Origin of the sequence: Veillonella sp. ACP1 (assembly GCF_000286635.1) — a bacterium.
Classification (GTDB): Bacteria; Bacillota; Negativicutes; order Veillonellales; family Veillonellaceae; genus Veillonella; species Veillonella atypica.
Window position 1 is genome coordinate 316409 of sequence record NZ_ALKL01000010.1, and the last position, 19375, is coordinate 335783.

Genomic DNA, 19375 nt, shown 5'->3' on the forward strand with positions numbered 1-19375 from the left:
TTATTTCTTATCGTCATCAACTACAGTGTAATCAGCATCAACTACATTATCGTCAGCTTTTGTTTGTTCACCTTGTTTAGCATCACCAGCAGCTTGTTGTGCTTGTTGAGCAGCAGCATACATTTGTTCAGCTAATTTGTGCAAAGGTTGTTCCAAAGCTTCACTATCTTTTTTAATATCTTCAATGTTGCCAGCTTCGATGGATTTTTTTAATTTATCCTTAGCGTCTTCAACTTCTTTCAACAATGCAGCATCGCCATTACCTTCAAGATCTTTCAAAGCTTTTTCAGCTTGGTATACTAAGGAATCTGCATTATTTTTAACATCTAATTCTTCTTTTCTAGCTTTATCTTCTGCTGCATGAGCTTCTGCTTCTTTAACCATGCGTTCAATTTCGTCTTCTTTCAAGCCGCTAGAAGAAGTAATTGTAATTTTTTGTTCTTTTTGAGTACCCAAATCTTTAGCTTTTACATGTACGATACCATTAGCATCGATGTCGAAAGTTACTTCGATTTGAGGAACCCCACGAGGAGCTGCTGGGATGCCATCCAAGTTGAAACGACCCAATGTTTTATTATCTGCTGCAAATTCACGTTCACCTTGCAACACATGGATATCTACAGATGGTTGGTTATCAGCTGCAGTGGAGAATACTTGAGATTTAGATGTAGGAATTGTAGTGTTACGATCAATGATACGAGTAAATACACCGCCCATTGTTTCGATACCAAGAGACAATGGAGTTACGTCAAGTAACAATACATCTTTAACTTCACCTACTAATACACCACCTTGAATAGCAGCACCAATAGCTACGCATTCATCTGGGTTAACGTTTTTAGTTGGTTCTTTACCCAATACTTTTTTAATAGCTTCTTGTACAGCTGGGATACGGCTAGAACCACCAACTAACAACACTTTATCAATATCAGATGCAGATAAGCCAGCATCGTTCATAGCTTTACGAGTAGGTTCAATAGTAGCTTGTACCAAATCAGCAGTTAACTCTTCAAATTTAGCACGAGTCAATGTTACATCCAAATGTTTAGGACCAGTAGCATCAGCTGTGATGAATGGCAAATTGATGTTTGTGCTAGCTACGCCAGACAATTCAATTTTAGCTTTTTCAGCAGCTTCTTTTAAACGTTGGTCAGCTAATTTATCATTGGATAAATCGATACCAGTTTCTTTTTTGAATTCTTCAATAAGGTAGTTCATGATACGTTGGTCGAAATCATCGCCGCCAAGGTGGTTATTACCAGATGTTGCCAATACTTCGAATACGCCATCACCAAGTTCAAGAATGGAAACGTCGAATGTACCACCGCCAAGGTCAAATACAAGAACTTTACCATCTTCGTCTTTATCTACACCATATGCAAGAGCAGCAGCTGTAGGTTCATTGATGATACGAAGTACTTCAAGACCTGCAATAGAACCAGCATCTTTAGTAGCTTGACGTTGAGCATCTGTAAAGTATGCTGGAACAGTAATAACAGCTTGTTTTACAGGTTCGCCCAAATAAGCTTCTGCGTCAGCTTTAATTTTTTGAAGAATCATTGCAGAAATTTCTTGAGGTGTATAAGATTTACCTTCTACAGTTACTTTGTAGTCAGAACCCATATGACGTTTAATAGAAATAATTGTGTTTTCTGGATTGGATACAGCTTGACGTTTAGCCAATTGACCAACTAAACGTTCGCCATTTTTCGCAAAACCAACTACGGAAGGAGTTGTACGTGCACCTTCTTGGTTTGTAATAACCGTAGGTTCGCCGCCTTCCATAACAGCAACACAAGAGTTTGTAGTCCCTAAATCAATACCAATTACCTTTGCCATAATATATGACCTCCTAATACTTATAATCTATTCAACAACCTTAACCATTGCTGGTCGAATACAACGACCATCCACAGTATAGCCAGTTTGCAGTACTTCACATACCGTATCTGATTCATATTCATCTGATGGTACGCGCATAATTGCTTGATGGAAATTTGGATCAAATGGTTTACCAACTGCATCGATAACAGCTAAACCATGCTTAGACAACATAGCCATCAAGTTTTGATGAATCATAACAAATCCATCAAGGAATACCTTTGTATCCCCTTCTGCAGGAGCTTGTACAGCTCGCTCAAAATTATCTAATACAGGTAGCAAATCTTTTAGGACATCGCCCTTAACAAAACCTGCCAACTGTTCTTTTTCTTGATTAGTACGGCGTTTAAAATTTTCAAAATCCGCTTGTAAGCGTTTATAACGATTATCAAAATCGGCTTTTAATTCTTCTAACACCTCACTTGCATCAACTACAGACTCTTCAGCATTTTGCGCTTCCGATTGTTCCTTCGTTGCTTCTGTAGGCTCAGAGATTTCTTCGTCTACCACATCTTGTTTAATTTTTTCTTCAGACATGCCTTATCCTTTCTATGTTTGATTCCTTGCCATCGTTTCCATTAAATGTTTCATATAGGAAAGCATATTAATAATTCGACTATATTCCATTCGTGTAGGGCCCAATATAGCCAATGTACCAAGTTGATTATTATCTTGAGAAAAATCAGTTTGAATAAGACTCATATCACTTAATGCTTCCATTTGATTTTCTGAACCAATCTTAATCTTAATTGGTTTGTTTGAATTATCTTGCAATATGTGACCTAATTCTTGTTGTTCTTCTAATAATGAAAGTACAGGCTGTACCTTTTCAACCGTTTTAAATTCCGGTTGTCGTAACAACTCAGTAGTACCAACGGAATAAAATAAACGTCGCTTTGTGATGACCCTTAATAAGGTTTCTCCGATTTGTAATAATACGGATTTTGAACCGTCTATGTGTGCGATAATTGCACTTATTTGAGCCGATGTAATATCACGTAAAAGCTTATTTTGAACGGCATTGCTAAATTGTATAGCTAATCGTTGTAATTCATCAGCTTTCACTGGTGATGTAAAATACATCAATTCATTATCAAGTGCACCGGTTGCAGTTATTACAACCATAACAGCTTGGTGAGCATCAAGAGGTAAAATATGTATATATTTTAACATTGCTTGATCATGTCCAGGGGCTAATAATAAGCTCATACTATGACTGATTTGAGAAACTAATCGAGCCATATGTAATAACATTTCATTGCCAGAAAGCTGCGGATCATTCCATATAGAATGGATTTGTTTCACATCCTCATTCTCCACTGGACCTTGATGCATCATAGAATCAACGTATAAGCGATAGCCTTTTGACGATGGTATTCTACCAGCTGATGTATGAGGTTTTTCTAAATAGCCTAAGTCCTCAAGATCAGCCATTTCGTTTCGCACCGTGGCAGGACTAATACCTAAGTTATAATTTTTAGCAATCGTCCTAGAACCAACAGGCTCAGCAGATTTTACATAATCCTCTATAATCGCTCGTAAGATGCGTTGTTTTCTTTCATCCATAATGACACCTCACTTGTTAGCACTCAAAATATTCGAGTGCTAATCGCATGTATAATATTACCATACCAAAATAAAATGTCAAGTAAATTTATCCTTAAAAACCTAATAAAATCAAGTTTAGTCAAAAAGACAATGTTATTTTACAGAATAATAGGTCAAAAAGACAACCAAATAGATATGGAAAAATAGTCAAAAAGACAAGGACTGTCTATATTTATAAGGTTTTATAGAAATATAAATAGCTCCCAGTCAATTTATCACTAGGAGCTATTGTTAAATTATAAAGTTTTATTTTCTAATGGATTGCCAAGACGTTCTAACAATTTTCCCATCCGTTCTTTTGGTTCCCCATTTTCTGCATACCAATCAATCAGTATATCAGCAGCTTTTTTTGCTTGTTCAACAGATAATTTACGCATTAGTATTTTCCCTGCTTCAGGGCGCATACCAGTATTACCACCTACGGCGAGCATAAATCCTTGAGATGTACCAATAAAGGCAATATCTTTAACCATAGAATCAGGACAATTACGACCACAACCACTAATTCCTATTTTACATTTGTGACTTGTTTTACGACCATAATGTTTACGTTCTATATAATCTGCTAATTCAGCAGTCTCCATCTGACCGTTTTTACATTTTCCTTTACCTACACAGGCAATTAACGAATTGACACCTCTATGAATAACTGTAGTAACCCCATCAGGTAACTCAGCAATCAAAGCCTCTTTATCATCCTTATCAATACCTGTAATTTGTATACCAGTCACCACATGTCTAAAGGAACCACCGTATTTTTCAGCTAATGATATACATGCTTTCATTTGGTCCAAAGAAAATTCATTATGTAATCCATGTATTATAACAGATGTCTTCATCTTTCCTCCTAAATAAGCATGCATATTCATCATCATCCTATTTATCCTAACATGTTACTTATTGAGAAACTATGAGAAATCTTACTCTTTTATGAATTGACTAAACACATAATTTCCATGCTTAGCACCTTCTGGCGTTAGATAATATAAGTCTCCTTCTTTTATAATTAGATTCTTTTTAGTTAAATCATCTAAAATAGAGCCATATATATCTTCTAATCGTATATCAAATCTTTCGCTAAAATCGACCGTATTAATTCCCCACTTGGTTCGTAAGCTTAAAAAGCAATAATCTTCTTTAGCTCGCTTGGAATCTATAACTTCCTCTTCAACAACGGGAAATTCAAAACAGTCTATCTTTCTAGCATAAGGCATAACATTGCGATTATTAGCTCGTCTTACACCGTTAAAAAAGGAATGAGCCCCCGCACCAAAGCCTAAATAATCACAATATTGCCAATATTTTAGATTATGTTTACTATAGGCCTTATCTTTCGCAAAATTGGATATTTCATAACGCTCAAATCCCAAATCTTGAATCCCTTGCATCATCATGTCATACATCGAATCCTCTGTTGATTCATCAGGTAAAGAAATGACTCCTTTATCAACCAAATAATATAATCGTGTTCCTTGTTCTACTTGTAAACCATAGGTAGAAATATGATTAATAGGCAATGTACTAACAATATCTAAATTTTTATTAATTTCATCAGTTGTTTGATTCGGTAATCCATATATTAAATCGATATTAATATCTTGAAAGCCTTCCTTAAAAGCCCATTGAACTGCATGTATAGCATCCTCACGATTGTGACTTCTATGTAAACTTACTAGAGATTTATCATTAAAAGTTTGAACCCCAAAACTGATACGAGAGAATCCTAACTTATGCAGCCCCTTTAAATAAGCCTGATCTACCTCTCCAGGATTTGATTCGATGGTAAACTGACAATCAGGAGATACATTATAGGTAGTTTTAATGGTATTCAAAATTTGTTCTAACTGTAATAAGGATAATTCCGTCGGTGTACCGCCTCCAAAATAAACAGTGTCTACAAGTTTAGTACGAGATTTAGGATATGCATCACCGAACATAGTCATTTCTTGAACCAAGGCATACAGATATGTATCGTAATATTCCTCTAAATTTTGATATGCTGGAAAGTCACAATATATACATTTTTGTTTGCAAAACGGGATATGGATGTATAGCCCCATATCCCGCTGTACAAACAAATCGTTACGATTTGTTTCCATATTAATCTTCTACCTTTAAAATTGCCATAAATGCTTCTTGTGGAATCTCTACAGAACCAACAGCTTTCATGCGTTTCTTACCGGCCTTTTGTTTTTCTAAGAGTTTACGTTTACGAGAAATATCGCCACCATAACATTTTGCTAAAACGTCTTTACGCCAAGCTTTTACAGTTTCACGAGCTACAATTTTTGTGCCTACTGCTGCTTGAATAGGAATTTCAAACATTTGACGAGGAATTAATTCTTTTAATTTCTCAGCTAATGCACGGCCACGTGTAGCAGCGCGATCCTTATGAACGATGATAGATAATGCATCTACAGGTTCTCCATTTAACAAGATATCCATCTTAACCATTGGAGATTGTTTATAACCAATCAATTCATAATCAAGAGATGCATACCCCTTTGTAGCAGATTTTAATTTATCAAAGTAATCATAAATGATTTCGCTCAATGGTAAGTGATATACAACAGATACACGCGTTTCATCCAAGTATTCCATGGATTGATATTCGCCACGTTTATCTTGAGACAATTCCATAATAGTACCAACAAAATCCTTAGGTACAATGGTAGTAGCCTTAACATATGGTTCTTCAATATAATCGATTTCCGTTGGAGGTGGTAACTTAGCAGGATTATCCACTTCTAGCATTTCCCCATTTGTTTTATATACCTTGTAATTAACAGATGGAGCCGTAGTGATAAGTGTTAGATTATATTCACGCTCTAAGCGCTCTTGAATAACATCCATATGTAGTAAGCCTAAGAAACCACAACGGAAACCAAAGCCGAGAGCCAAGGATGTTTCTGCTTCATATTCTAAGGCAGCATCATTAAGCTGTAATTTTTCTAATGCATCACGAAGATTTTCGTAGTCTTTAGACTCTGTAGGGTAGAGACCACAATATACCATAGATACAGCCTTGCGGTAACCTGGTAATGGTTCAGGTGCAGGATTATCAGCTAATGTTACCGTATCACCTACGTGACAGTCAGCTACATTCTTAATACTTGCTGCAATGCAACCTACAGAACCACATGGTAATTCTTGGACAGGCACAAGATTTGGTGTAAAGATACCGAGCTCAGTTACATCAAAATCCTTATTATCATGCATCATACGAATGGTATCTTTTGTTTTAATAGTACCTTCTTTTACGCGCACATAAGCAATAGCACCTTTATAAGCATCAAAGCGGCTATCAAAAATCAATGCTCTTGTTGGTTCATCAGATTTATCTGGTGGTGCAGGCACCTTATTTACAATAGCTTCTAAAATATCTGGAATGCCAATGCCAGATTTAGCAGAACATAATACTGCTTCTGATGCGTCTAAACCAATGATATCTTCAATTTCATGTTTAACCCGATCAGGATCGGCAGAAGGCAAATCAATTTTGTTGATAACAGGAATAATCTCAAGATCATGTTCTAAAGCAAGATACACGTTTGCCAACGTTTGAGCCTCTACACCTTGTGCAGCATCTACAACGAGTAATGCCCCTTCACAAGCTGCAAGCGAACGAGATACTTCATAGCTGAAATCCACATGGCCAGGAGTATCGATAAGGTTTAAAGTATACTCTTCTCCATCTTGTGCTTTATACAAAATTCGAACAGATTGCGCTTTAATAGTAATACCACGTTCTCGTTCCAAATCCATGGAGTCTAGGACTTGCGCTTCCATTTCTCGTTTTTGTAATGTACCAGTATATTCAATTAATCTATCAGCGATGGTAGATTTACCATGGTCGATATGAGCTATAATACAGAAGTTTCTAATCTTTTTCGTTGACATACTATATGAACAAGTTCAAGGAACTTGTATTCTCCTTTCTAACATACGCGATCGATAACAGCACCTCCTAGTAGTTGAGTGCCATTATAAAAGGCTACGGACTGACCTGGTGTAATAGCCCGTTGAGGTTCCTCAAAAACAACCTCCATCGTCTCATCATCCAAGATGCTAGCTGTACAAGGTGAAGGCGTAGCCGCATAACGAATCTTACCTTCTGCCTTTAATTCTTTGTGAATCGTGTCATCTAAGAAGTTATAGAACTTACAAATCATACGATTTGTAAAGAGTCGTTCATTAGGACCAACGATGACCTCATTTCGTTCACCATTAAATCCAATAACATATAGAGGATGTTTATAAGCAATGCCTAGTCCTTTGCGTTGACCGATGGTGTAATTAAATAAACCATTATGCTTCCCTAATACTTCACCATCTTCAGTAACGATATTACCAGATTTTGGTTTCGTCTTCATTTCTTCTACCACTAGTTTTTGGTAGTTACCATGAGGCAAGAAACAAATATCTACACTATCCGGTTTTTTAGCTACAGGCAAATTATACTCAGCAGCTAGTTTACGAGTTTCAGTCTTACATTGTCCACCCAAAGGGAACATGAGATGACTCAAAATTCGTTGGTTCATATTGTACATAACATAGCTTTGATCCTTTGTAGGGTCAACACCTTTATGCAGTTCATATAAACCAGTATCCGCATTATAATTAACCTGTGCATAGTGACCAGTAACCATATGGGTGGCACCGAGTTCAAGAGCACGATTAAGCATCAAATCAAATTTGATATTTTTATTACAGAATACACAAGGATTTGGTGTACGCCCATAAGCATATTCTTTTACAAAGTAATCTACCACATTATCGTAGAATACATCTCGCGCATCGATAACGTGATGTTCAATACCAAGAAAATCACACATTTTCTTAGCATCTGTTACGGCGAGGGGAACCTCATCATAAGGAGTACCACTCACCCACAGCCATAGGGTAATACCAAATACTTTATAGCCTTGTTTTAGTAGCATTGCAGCAGTTAAAGAACTGTCTACGCCACCACTCATAGCTACAGCGATAACTTTTTCCATACTTTCTCCTTTTAATGATCTCTTGATCATACAACTAATCAGGGTGAAAGCCTGACGTGTAAAAACACTAATTCGGTGTAAAAGTCCGAGTAGTATTGCTATGAAATTATAGCAACTTATATTATAGCCTAGAACGAGGTATATTGAAAAGATTTGAAACAAAAGAATCTCTTTCCATCAAAGAAAGAGATTCAAAAGGTTATCTATGTTTTAATAATTCCTCTGCCGCACCTAAAATGCCGAGCATAGAATGTTCAAATACAAGACCACCTTGCATGAAGATTGTATATGGAGGGCGCACAGGACCATCAGCACTAAGTTCAATAGATGACCCTTGTACAAAGGTACCGCCAGCCATGATAATTTTATCTTCATAACCAGGCATATCCCCAGGAATTGGATGCACATGCGCATCTACAGGAGAGTAAGCTTGCATGCCTACACAGAAATGCTCCATTTCCTCGCCATTTTTTAAATTGATGGCTTGAATCAAATCATAACGCGCTGCATCTACCTTAGGAAATACTTCATATCCTAGTAATTCACCTACCGCAGCTGTATACACAGCTCCTTTAAGTGCTTGTAACACTACATGAGGGGCCATAAATAAGCCTTGGAAGAATAGACGATAGCCAGGAGCATAGGAACCCATATGATCACCAAGCCCTGGAGCCGTCAATTGATATGATGCATCTTCAACTAAATCCTCACGGCCCACGATATAGCCACCGGTTGGTGCTAAACCACCGCCAGCATTTTTGATGAGAGAACCTGCCATGATATCAGCACCGGCCTCTAATGGCTCTTGAAGCTCTGTAAATTCACCGTAGCAATTATCTACAAAGCAAATGGTTTCCGGATTCTTAACTTTCACAACATCAACGATCGCTTTAATATCCGCAATCGACAATGGCTCACGAGTACTATACCCACGAGAACGTTGGATAACCACAGCACGCGTATTGGAATTAACAGCCTGTCCTATAGCGTCCAAATCATAGGTATTATTGTTAAGGGGCACTTCTGTATAGGTAAAACCTTTTTCAATCAATGAACCCTTAACAGGACGAGTATAGCCTATAACGGATTGCATGGTATCATAAGGAGCTCCAACGGCATAGATAAATTCAGTTCCTTTAGAGCCATTTCCCATAATAGCCATCAGTGTGGTAGCTAATGCGTGAGTACCCGATACAAAATGTGGGCGCACGAGAGCCTTTTCGCCTTTGAATACATAGGCAAATACTTCATCTAATTTTTCACGGCCTACATCGTTATAACCATAACCGGTTGTGCCTGTAAAATGATAGTCAGATACTTGACACTCTTTAAATGCTTCTAATACCTTTTTCGTATTTGCTAATGCAATAGGTTCAAACTTTTTAAATTGTGGTTCAGCCATTTCAAGGGCTTTACTACGTATTTCTTCTAATGTCATTCTCTATCCTTTATCTATTAAAAACTTGAGTCAATTATATTACAAGCCATACCATAAATTTCGGCTTCTGTTGTTTGTGAATCTATGGTAATCCATTTTATATACGGCATACGTTTATACCACGTAATCTGTCGTTTTGCAAAGTGTCGCGTATTTTTTTGAATTAAATCAACACATGCATCATAACTGATGAGTCCTTCTATATACTGTACAACTTCTTTATAGCCAATACCTTTAAAGGCCTGACAGTTTGGATTCACTCCATTTGTTAGTAACTGTTTGACTTCATCAACGAGACCTTTTTCAAACATGATTTCTACGCGACGATTAATTCGATTATATAAATCACTGCGTTCACGTTGTAATCCAATAACAGGTCCTTCATAGGATAAACCGTCTTTTGTCTGACTTGTTAATGCATCAAAATCACCAGCCGTCATTAATTCAATGGCGCGATATAATCGATGTTTATCAGTATATTTAATTTCTATGCCACCTTTTTCTGCCAAATTATGAGCATACTGACGTAAGCCCTCTATGCCATATTCAGCATATAACTCATCCAATTCGCTTCTGAGCTCTGTATTAGGTTTTATATCATTGAAATTATAATTCTCCAGCAATGATTGCACATATAAACCTGTGCCACCCGATAGAATTGGCAGTATCTGATTTTGATTTAACGTATCAATTAATGTCTTAGCCTGTTGTTGAAAAATTGATACACTGTAATCATCATTAGGATCTAATATATCAATAAGATGATGTGGAACTATAGATAATTCATCAGCAGTTGGTTTAGCGGTGCCTATATTCAAATGTTTATATACCTGATACGCATCACCAGAAATCACTTCACCATGATAGCGTTTAGCCAATGCTAATGTTAGATCAGTCTTACCTACAGCTGTAGGACCTACAATTGTTATTAAATTTTTCATTGTAACCCCTTATTACTGTAAACACCATAGCCGATACGACTATATTTGCCACCCACCCATTTAGATGGTGGAAAATCTTTAAATACAGAGCTAAACGGCCGTTCTTTGATAATAAAACCTAATCGACAAACGCGCCTAGCTTCCTGAATAACAGAATCTGTGATTCTACCTTCCGAAGTATGTCCTCTCAATGGTTTAAATTGAGGACTTTCTTCAATAGGGACTTCAAACATAGGGTCAAAATATAATATATCCACACTATCATTTGGTTGCCCCTGTAAAAAGCTTTCAAAATTATCATGACGAGCATCAACGCGACGTAGTGCATTTGTTACAGTCATATCCTCATGAATATGATGTTTCAATCCAAACCACGTAGATAACCATATAGGATATGATGCCTCTAGTCCTATAATATGTGCATTTGGAAACGCATAAGACATGATAATACTATCACTGCCAAGACCTAGCGTACAATCAACTATAGATATGGAATTAGAAGAGTCCGCGCTTAACGATTCTATAGCTTTTACAAGGTGGTCATCATCTCCGCGTTGTAGGCGTAAAATACGCAATTGTGCCATTGATAAGTGAAACCTATGTTCCTGTTCCTCGTTAAAATGAATTGTCAATTGATTCTTAGAAACAACCGCTACGGGCATATCCTCTAATAACAATTCAGAAATAGGTTTTTTATGACGCTCTTTGTATATTAGATCTAATGAATTAGCTAATTCTTTTGTTTCTGCTTTGACCTCTGAAGATGCTTTTTGTGATGTTGTAATTATCATATTAAGACCTTAAGAATAACTTACCTAATTCATCAGGTGTAAATTTAATAATAGTTGGGCGACCGTGAGGACACACATAAGGTTTATCTGTATGGAATAAATCTTCAATAAGTGTGGTCATTTGGTACATATTAAGATTGTGTCCAGATTTAATGGCCCCCCTACAAGATGCATAAGCTAGCATTTCATGACGCAATTGTGCCTTTGTAGGCTGTTCATGGTCATGCAAATAAGTAAAGACATAAGATAAAATTTCCTGGGCTTTGCTTTCCACTAGATCGACAGGGGCGCCAACTAATTTGATTTGATTAGGTCCACCAAGTTCTACTTCGAAACCTAAATCCAACAATGCTTGTTGATCATTTTCAACAATATTCATTTCGTCCTCTGTAGCATTACTATATAGAGGAACTAATAAACTTTGCATTGGTATGGATTCTGAGGACTTACACAATTTATCATAACGAACTCGTTCATGCGCAGCATGTTGGTCTATTATATATAAATCATCTCCCTTTTTAGCCAATATATAACAAGATGCGACTTGTCCCATTGGTAAAAAGCCAGATTTTTGTATATCTCTAGATTCATCTTCTATATGCTGTTCTTGTATTTGATGGAATCGCTCTTTATCTTCTGTAGTATAGCTAGTATAAGCTGTTGGCACAGATGTAAAGGAAGATTCCTCAAAAGACTCTTGTTCGAATGTGGCCTTAGGAGCTGGTGGTGTGAACCCTTTCTCTTTTAAAGCATCCACAAAATCACGCGTATCTTGTCGAAGTACCTCATAGCCTTTAGTACGACGTCCTCCAAAGACCTTATCATAATCAATGGCTGTTGCGATATGCTCGGCTGTATCAATATGATCACTGAATACCTGTGGTGATTGGTATGAATCATATCCACTAACTTTTGATTCAGTTTCTAGAGGTTGTACGTATGACGATGACTCCCGTTCATACCGTTTATGAAGAGGGTTATTTAAAGCATTTAGAATTGCATGATACACAGCTTTAAATATAATTTTATCATCTTCAAATTTCACTTCGCTCTTACGAGGATGAACATTGATATCAACCATATTGGCAGGCACCGTAATGTGCAATAAAACCAATGGATAGCCTGATTTAGGTAATAATGCATGGTACGCATTATCAATAGCCTTTAAAATTGTCTTATCAGAGATGACGCGATTATTAACGATAATGGTTTGCCAAATTCGCGTGCTCTTTAATAATGTGGGCTTAGATACAACACCTTCAATATAAATATCCTCACTTTCATAAGCTATAGTGAAAATATCATTCTTAGTTTTATATCCATACAATGCAGCCACCGTATCCTGTATGGAACCAGAGCCTGGTGTAATGATGGCTACACGATCATCTATGGTTAATTTAAATGCAATATGCGGGTTACTTAATGCTAATTTACCAACAATATCTTGAATTTTCGATGATTCAGTACGTTCTGTTTTTAGAAATTTACGACGAGCTGGTGTATTAAAAAATAACTCCTTCACTTCAATCGTTGTGCCTGGAGCAGCACCATAAGGAATACAATCAGTAAAGGTTCCTCCATCGATAAGGATTCGTGTACCAAGTTCTTGATCAACGGTTCTAGTTGTCAAAACAAAATGAGAAACAGAGGCGATACTCGCCAAAGCCTCCCCCCGAAATCCTAAGGATGCAATATCAAATAAATCTTCTACACATTGAATCTTCGAGGTTGCATGCCTAAGAACAGCAAGGCGTGCATCTTCCTCAGTCATCCCCTTGCCATTATCAGTAATACGCATATATGCGCTACCGCCTTCACCGATTTCTACCTCAATAGATGTAGATCCGGCATCAATAGAGTTTTCAATGAGTTCTTTTACCACGGATGCAGGCCGTTCTACAACTTCCCCAGCCGCTATTTTATTAATGGTGGTCTCATCTAAGACATGAATGGTTGCCATTATTTACCGCCTCCATTACGCGCTTCTGCCTGTAATTGATGAATTGCATTCAAAGCCTCAATAGGCGTCATAGTATTAACATCAATAGCCAACAGTGAATCTACCACAGAATGGGTGAATAAATTGCCAAAATCATCTGTATCAACAGTAGGTTTATTATATTTAATAACAGCTTCTGATGTAATAACACGATTATTTAAATCATCTGAATCAGTATTCTGCTCTTCTAATGATTCTAGAATAACTTCGGCTCGTTTTAAAACTTGAGCTGGCAAACCTGCCAATTTTGCTACGTGGATACCATAACTTCTATCAGCTCCACCTCTAATGATGCGGCGTAAAAAGGCTATATCCTTTCTTTTTTCTTTAACAGCTACTGTGTAGTTTTTAAGTCTTGGATATACCTCTTCTAAAGGAATTAATTCATGATAATGCGTTGCAAACAATGTCTTAGCATGAATATGTTTACAAATATGCTCCACCACTGCTTGCGCAATACTTAAACCATCAAAGGTGCTTGTACCACGACCAATTTCATCAAGAATAATCAAACTCTTAGATGTAGCATTTTCAAGAATATAGGCAACTTCTTTCATTTCAACCATGAAAGTACTTTGGCCTGTAGAAATATCATCGCTCGCACCAACACGTGTAAATACACGATCTACAGGAGAAATAGTGGCCTCCCTGGCAGGTATAAAGGAGCCTATTTGAGCCATAATCATAAGAATTGCTACCTGTCTCATATATGTGGATTTACCAGCCATATTAGGGCCAGTTATGAGCATGAATTCTTCGTCATCATGATTGAGTACGACATCATTAGGAACAAAAACCTCTCTTTTTAAGAATTTTTCTATCACTGGATGACGTCCATCGCGAATATTAATTTGCCCATTCATCACAATATTAGGGCAAATATAATTAGACTCATAGGCAACGGTTGCTAATGATGCAAGCACATCAAGTTCTGCTAAAGCCCTAGCTGTTTCCTGAACCTTTTTGATAACCCCTTTAATTTGATTCCGTAAATCTTGATATAGTTGTTGCTCTAAGGAAACAATCTTTTCCTTGGCACTGAGAATTTTAATTTCAAATTCTTTTAAATCAGGTGTAATATAACGCTCTGCATTAACTGTGGTTTGTTTCCGAATAAAATAGGCTGGTACCTTATCAACTTGAGCTTTGCTAACTTCAAAGAAGTAGCCAAAAACCTTATTGTATTTTGTTTTAAGTTTAAGACCAGTTTCTTCCCTAGCCTTATCCTCTAGTTTTTGAAGCCATACTTCACTATTAGTAGCTAGTGAACGAAGTTCATCTAATTCTTCATTATAGCCATCTCGAATAACTCGACCATCTTTTAATGTTAACGCAGGTTGCTCTGCAATAGCTCTACTCAATAGATCATATATATCTGCATGATCGTCAATACGACTATTAATAGATGTTAATGATAAGCCAGAAAACTCTTTAAGCAGAGTCTTAATATTAGGTAATACTTGCAAGGATTCCCGAAGTGATGTAAAGTCTCGCGGAGATACAGATCCAGTTTCAATACGACCTACGATACGTTCGAAATCATAAATACAATCTAAATAACTTTGTATTTCACAGCGTTCTGCATTGCGAGATATAAGCTCAGCAACTGCAGCTTGTCGTCGTTGAATGGTCGGTATATCTGTAAGAGGGCTTTCCAGCCATTGTTTTAATAAACGGGCCCCCATAGGCGTTAACGTTCTATCAAGTACATCTAATAATGTTCCCTTTACACCGCCGTCGCGTAAATTGTGAGTAATCTCAAGATGGCGCAAAGATGATGTATCCAGGATTAACCGATTGCCTACATCCATTTGATGTACATAATTAATATGAGAAATTTCGGTCTTAATAACATCTTGTAAATATAAGAGCATAAAGCCTAATGCAGCTAATACATCTTCTTCCATAAGTCCCATATCTTGAAAGTGATTATTTGCGAGTTTACATGCAGAATCTACACTTTCAAAGGAAGTAAACGGAGACAATACTACATTATTAAATTGATTATGAATGAAATCTACTATCGCTTGTGGCAAAATAGTGCCTTCAGGAACAATGATTTCAGCAGGTCTATACATGCTAAGGGAATCATATATTTGACTTATATTATTCTGTGGTACACGATCCCAAATAACCTCGCCTGTAGATATATCGGAGAATACAAGAATCCATGCTTCTTTAACTAAATAAAACAAGGCTAAAAAGTTATTACTCCGTGCATCATTACCATTTTCTGTCATTACAGTTCCCGGTGTGATGACTTGGATAACATCCCGTTTAACGATGCCTTTTACGGCCTTAGGGTCCTCTAATTGTTCACAGATAGCGACTTTGTACCCCTTTTTAACCAAAGTTTCTATGTAACTTTCAGCAGCATGAAAAGGAACGCCACACATAGGTGTTCGTTCCTCATTGCCAGTTGGTCTACCTGTTAAGGTGATATTCAATTCTCGCGATGCAATTAATGCATCTTCATTAAATAGTTCATAAAAATCACCAAGTCGGAAAAATAAAAGCTCATCGCTGTGTCGCGATTTAATGTCTAAATATTGTTCCATCATTGGTGTTACTTTTTTTGCCATTCTTACCCCTTTTGAATGGTACCGTAGCAGACCCATGTTTGTGCTTTATCAATATAGGCTGGTACAGTATCACCGATAGTTAACTCATCATCTTTTGGGAATAATACCATCTTATTCCCTGACGTACGACCAAACCACATGGTTTCATCTTTAGCACTTGGACCTTCTACAATAATATCAAATACGTGGCCTTCCATAGTTTTATTTAGCTCTAGTGAAATTTCATTTTGAATATCCATCAATTGCTGTAGACGAACGCGTTTTACTTCTTCTGGAACTTGCTCATCCATAGTAGCAGCAGGTGTACCAGACCGTTTAGAGTAAATAAAAGTATAGGCCATATCGTAGCGAACATCCTTTAATAATTGAAGCGTTTGTTCAAAATCTTCCTCAGTCTCCCCAGGAAAACCTACGATTATATCGGTTGTTACAACCACATTTTTAATTTTCTCTCTGCAGTAGGATAATAATTCTTTATAATGTTCCACCGTATAATGGCGATTCATCTTCTTTAAAATTCTATCGGAACCGGATTGAATTGGTAGATGTAAATGCGTAACGATGTTACTAGAACGTCCCAATGCATCAATCATTGATTTAGTCATATCTTGAGGATGACTAGTCATATAACGAATACGTTCAATCCCTGGGATATGATCAAGTGCATCTACTAATGTTCCAAAATCGGTACCATCTTTAAAGTCTAAGCCATAGGAATTTACATTTTGTCCTAATAAAGTAATCTCTTTAAACCCTTTTGCACCTAACTCTGTTACTTCTTTTACAATTGCTTCTACAGGCCGGCTAATTTCACGTCCCCGTACATGAGGAACGATGCAATAGGTACAGAATTTATTACAACCATTCATAATAGGAACCCAAGCAAAAAATGTGCCATTAGGTTTTGCCTGTAATTCTGGAAGTACTGTATTATCCATATCAACATTGATTTGGTGCTTATGAGTACGCTTAACCTCAGCAATCATTTCATTAATATGTTGAATATTATGAGTACCTAGTACAATATCGATATGAGGTGCTCGTTTAAACATTTCAGCTTGATTTTTTTGTGCCATACAACCTGTGATAGCAATGATCAAATCTTTATTTTTTTGTTTTAACCGTTTTAATTCACCAATACGACCGAATACTTTCGTTTCAGCAGTTTCACGTACCGCACAGGTATTCAATAATATTAAATCTGCCGATTCTACATCATCGGTCGGTATATAACCTACTGTTTCAAGTTGATGTGAAAGGCGCTCAGAATCAGCGGTATTCATTTGACAACCATAGGTATATATATAATATGACTTCATTCTAACTCCTAAATATGTTTTATAATCTTACGTTTTGTTTCTACAATATTTTTTACTTTTATAGACATCCGCTCTACAGACATGCCTGTAATGTATTCTAATTCGTTTCGCACAGATTTTTGTACCTGTTGCATAAGTGGTTTAACCGGATGTCCTTGTTCAATAACAACTGACATATCTAGCATTAAACCGTTCTGACCTTTAGAGCTCTTTTTGAAAGCGATATCTGATGAAGCATCAACACCAGGTACCTTTTTTAGGCCATTTCGAATTAATTTAATGATGACTTCATCATCAAAGGTTAGACGACCATAATAACTAAAGGCTGGTCTAACAACAGAACGTTCAAAGCCTTCAGATCCAATTTGACCAATTTTATCAGGATCTTGTTTACGCAATGTACGGCGACGCCAAATCGTCTTAATTGGATCGATAAGATAGCCTTTAAAATGAGGCTTTAATTCCATTGTTGGAACTGGAATGATATGCTTGCCTTCCTTTAATCGTGCATACTGTGCTTTTTCGATTTCTTTAGGGGTTGCCACATCCTCAATGCGAATATATCGATCTGGTTCTTGAATCCCCAATGCCTTTGTAATTTTTTTGACCATATTATCAGATGTACCGATAATCATCAATCGATTAGGATTTATTGCATCTAATTGACTACGAACCTCTTTAACTTGAACAGGATCTTGGAATATAGCACGACGAACAGCCTTTAAACGGCTAGATTCTTTTTTTGCAGAAAAGCCGGCTACAATTTTATTATCATGAATTAAAATACCATCATCAATAATGCATTCCACACTATTTTCATGAGCTAGTACGAGAGCCCGATGGCTTTTACCGGTCCCACTACCACCTACAAAAGCAATAACTTCCATAGTACACCTCACATCTATAATTACGCAGATATACAGCGTATGCGTTCAATAAATTGATTTACTAGATTACTATCTACAACATATTCACCTAAATGATAAGGATATCGATTAGGTATTCCATGATAATCAGATCCACCTGTAACAAATAAATTTCGTTCATTTGCCATAGCTAAATATTTTACTTCATCATCATGATCATGTTTAGAATGATATACTTCTACACCATCAAAGTTATAATTTAATAATTCTATAACATAATCATCATTACGGACTAGTTTTGGATGAGCTAACACAGCTAGACCATTTGCATTATGAATAATATCTAAAATTTCAGGTACTTCTAATTTTACTTTAGGTATATAACAAGGGCTTTTTGAATTTAATATACCATCAAATACATCTTGTACATCTTTGGCATAGCCATGATCTATTAATAATCTAGCAACATGTGGTCTACCATAGGACTTAGTATTTGGATATAAATTTTGTAATTCAGAAAAAGAAATGTCATAGCCATGAGCAATACATCGACTAATAATTTCTTTTATTCTTGATTCACGTTTTTCTTTGAAAAATTCAATGAATTTCCGTAATCCTTCATCATGATGATTAAATCCATAACCTAAGATATGAATATCCTTACCTTTATAGTGACCACTGAACTCACAACCTGTAATAATTTGAATAGAACTATTATTTTGTAACATTACATCTATACCAGCAATTTCATCGTGATCAGTTAATGCAATCATTTTCAAATCAGCTTCAATAGCATGCTGTAATAGCTGTTCTGGTGTTTCTACACCATCAGAAAATGTAGAATGCATATGAAAATCTACACGCATAATTACCTCCAAATTATTACATTACCCTATCATTTTATTATGACTTATTCCGCTTGTTTATTCAAGTTTTTACAAGGTATTAAC

Annotated in this window: 15 protein-coding genes; all 15 read right to left on the bottom strand. The window is 36.5% G+C overall.

Features of this window, described 5'->3' with window-relative positions; translation table 11 throughout:
* The 15 genes from dnaK to HMPREF1151_RS04740 all read right to left on the bottom strand — a co-directional run bounded on the left by dnaK (position 1) and on the right by HMPREF1151_RS04740 (position 19291).
* Positions 1–1839: a molecular chaperone DnaK gene (gene dnaK, locus HMPREF1151_RS04670; RefSeq protein WP_009661280.1), complete on the bottom strand. Its 1839-nt coding sequence runs from the start codon at positions 1837–1839 to the stop codon at positions 1–3.
* A 27-nt stretch (positions 1840–1866) separates the two neighbouring features.
* Positions 1867–2418, bottom strand: coding sequence for a nucleotide exchange factor GrpE (gene grpE / locus HMPREF1151_RS09725; protein ID WP_005379060.1), 552 nt, complete (start codon positions 2416–2418; stop codon positions 1867–1869).
* A 12-nt stretch (positions 2419–2430) separates the two neighbouring features.
* On the bottom strand, positions 2431–3447 hold the full coding sequence (hrcA, locus tag HMPREF1151_RS09730; RefSeq protein WP_009661111.1) for a heat-inducible transcriptional repressor HrcA: 1017 nt from the start codon (positions 3445–3447) through the stop codon (positions 2431–2433).
* Positions 3448–3725: 278 nt separating this feature from the next.
* A complete protein-coding gene (locus HMPREF1151_RS04685; protein WP_005379020.1) occupies positions 3726–4328 on the bottom strand; it encodes a nitrite and sulphite reductase 4Fe-4S domain protein in 603 nt (200 codons plus the stop codon).
* A gap of 81 nt (positions 4329–4409) precedes the next feature.
* Positions 4410–5588: a radical SAM family heme chaperone HemW gene (gene hemW, locus HMPREF1151_RS04690; RefSeq protein ID WP_009661190.1), complete on the bottom strand. Its 1179-nt coding sequence runs from the start codon at positions 5586–5588 to the stop codon at positions 4410–4412.
* 1 nt (position 5589) lies between these two features.
* Positions 5590–7389, bottom strand: a complete 1800-nt coding sequence (lepA, locus tag HMPREF1151_RS04695) for a translation elongation factor 4 (RefSeq protein ID WP_005379091.1) — start codon at positions 7387–7389, stop codon at positions 5590–5592.
* A 38-nt stretch (positions 7390–7427) separates the two neighbouring features.
* Positions 7428–8489 carry a tRNA 2-thiouridine(34) synthase MnmA gene (gene mnmA, locus HMPREF1151_RS04700; RefSeq protein ID WP_009661196.1) on the bottom strand — a complete coding sequence of 354 codons (1062 nt, stop codon included), beginning with the start codon at positions 8487–8489 and terminating at the stop codon, positions 7428–7430.
* Between the two features lie 199 nt (positions 8490–8688).
* Entirely contained in the window at positions 8689–9927 is a 1239-nt protein-coding gene (locus HMPREF1151_RS04705; protein WP_009661186.1) for a methionine gamma-lyase family protein, read from the bottom strand.
* 17 nt (positions 9928–9944) lie between these two features.
* Positions 9945–10868 (bottom strand): tRNA (adenosine(37)-N6)-dimethylallyltransferase MiaA, encoded by a 924-nt coding sequence (gene miaA, locus HMPREF1151_RS04710; protein ID WP_009661112.1) that lies wholly within the window; start codon positions 10866–10868, stop codon positions 9945–9947.
* Positions 10865–11659 carry a class I SAM-dependent methyltransferase gene (locus HMPREF1151_RS04715; RefSeq protein WP_009661316.1) on the bottom strand — a complete coding sequence of 265 codons (795 nt, stop codon included), beginning with the start codon at positions 11657–11659 and terminating at the stop codon, positions 10865–10867. Before HMPREF1151_RS04715 ends, miaA begins: the two co-directional genes overlap by 4 nt.
* Before the next feature lies 1 nt (position 11660).
* Complete coding sequence (gene mutL / locus HMPREF1151_RS04720; RefSeq protein ID WP_009661128.1) at positions 11661–13619, bottom strand: DNA mismatch repair endonuclease MutL; 1959 nt, start codon at positions 13617–13619, stop codon at positions 11661–11663.
* Positions 13619–16240 (bottom strand): DNA mismatch repair protein MutS, encoded by a 2622-nt coding sequence (gene mutS / locus HMPREF1151_RS04725; RefSeq protein WP_009661142.1) that lies wholly within the window; start codon positions 16238–16240, stop codon positions 13619–13621. The genes mutL and mutS overlap by 1 nt, the downstream gene beginning before the upstream one ends.
* A gap of 2 nt (positions 16241–16242) precedes the next feature.
* Positions 16243–17559, bottom strand: coding sequence for a tRNA (N6-isopentenyl adenosine(37)-C2)-methylthiotransferase MiaB (miaB, locus tag HMPREF1151_RS04730; RefSeq protein WP_009661060.1), 1317 nt, complete (start codon positions 17557–17559; stop codon positions 16243–16245).
* An 8-nt stretch (positions 17560–17567) separates the two neighbouring features.
* Complete coding sequence (locus HMPREF1151_RS04735; protein WP_009661250.1) at positions 17568–18446, bottom strand: Asp23/Gls24 family envelope stress response protein; 879 nt, start codon at positions 18444–18446, stop codon at positions 17568–17570.
* 20 nt (positions 18447–18466) lie between these two features.
* Positions 18467–19291, bottom strand: coding sequence for a PHP domain-containing protein (locus HMPREF1151_RS04740; protein ID WP_009661138.1), 825 nt, complete (start codon positions 19289–19291; stop codon positions 18467–18469).
* Positions 19292–19375: the final 84 nt, after the last annotated feature.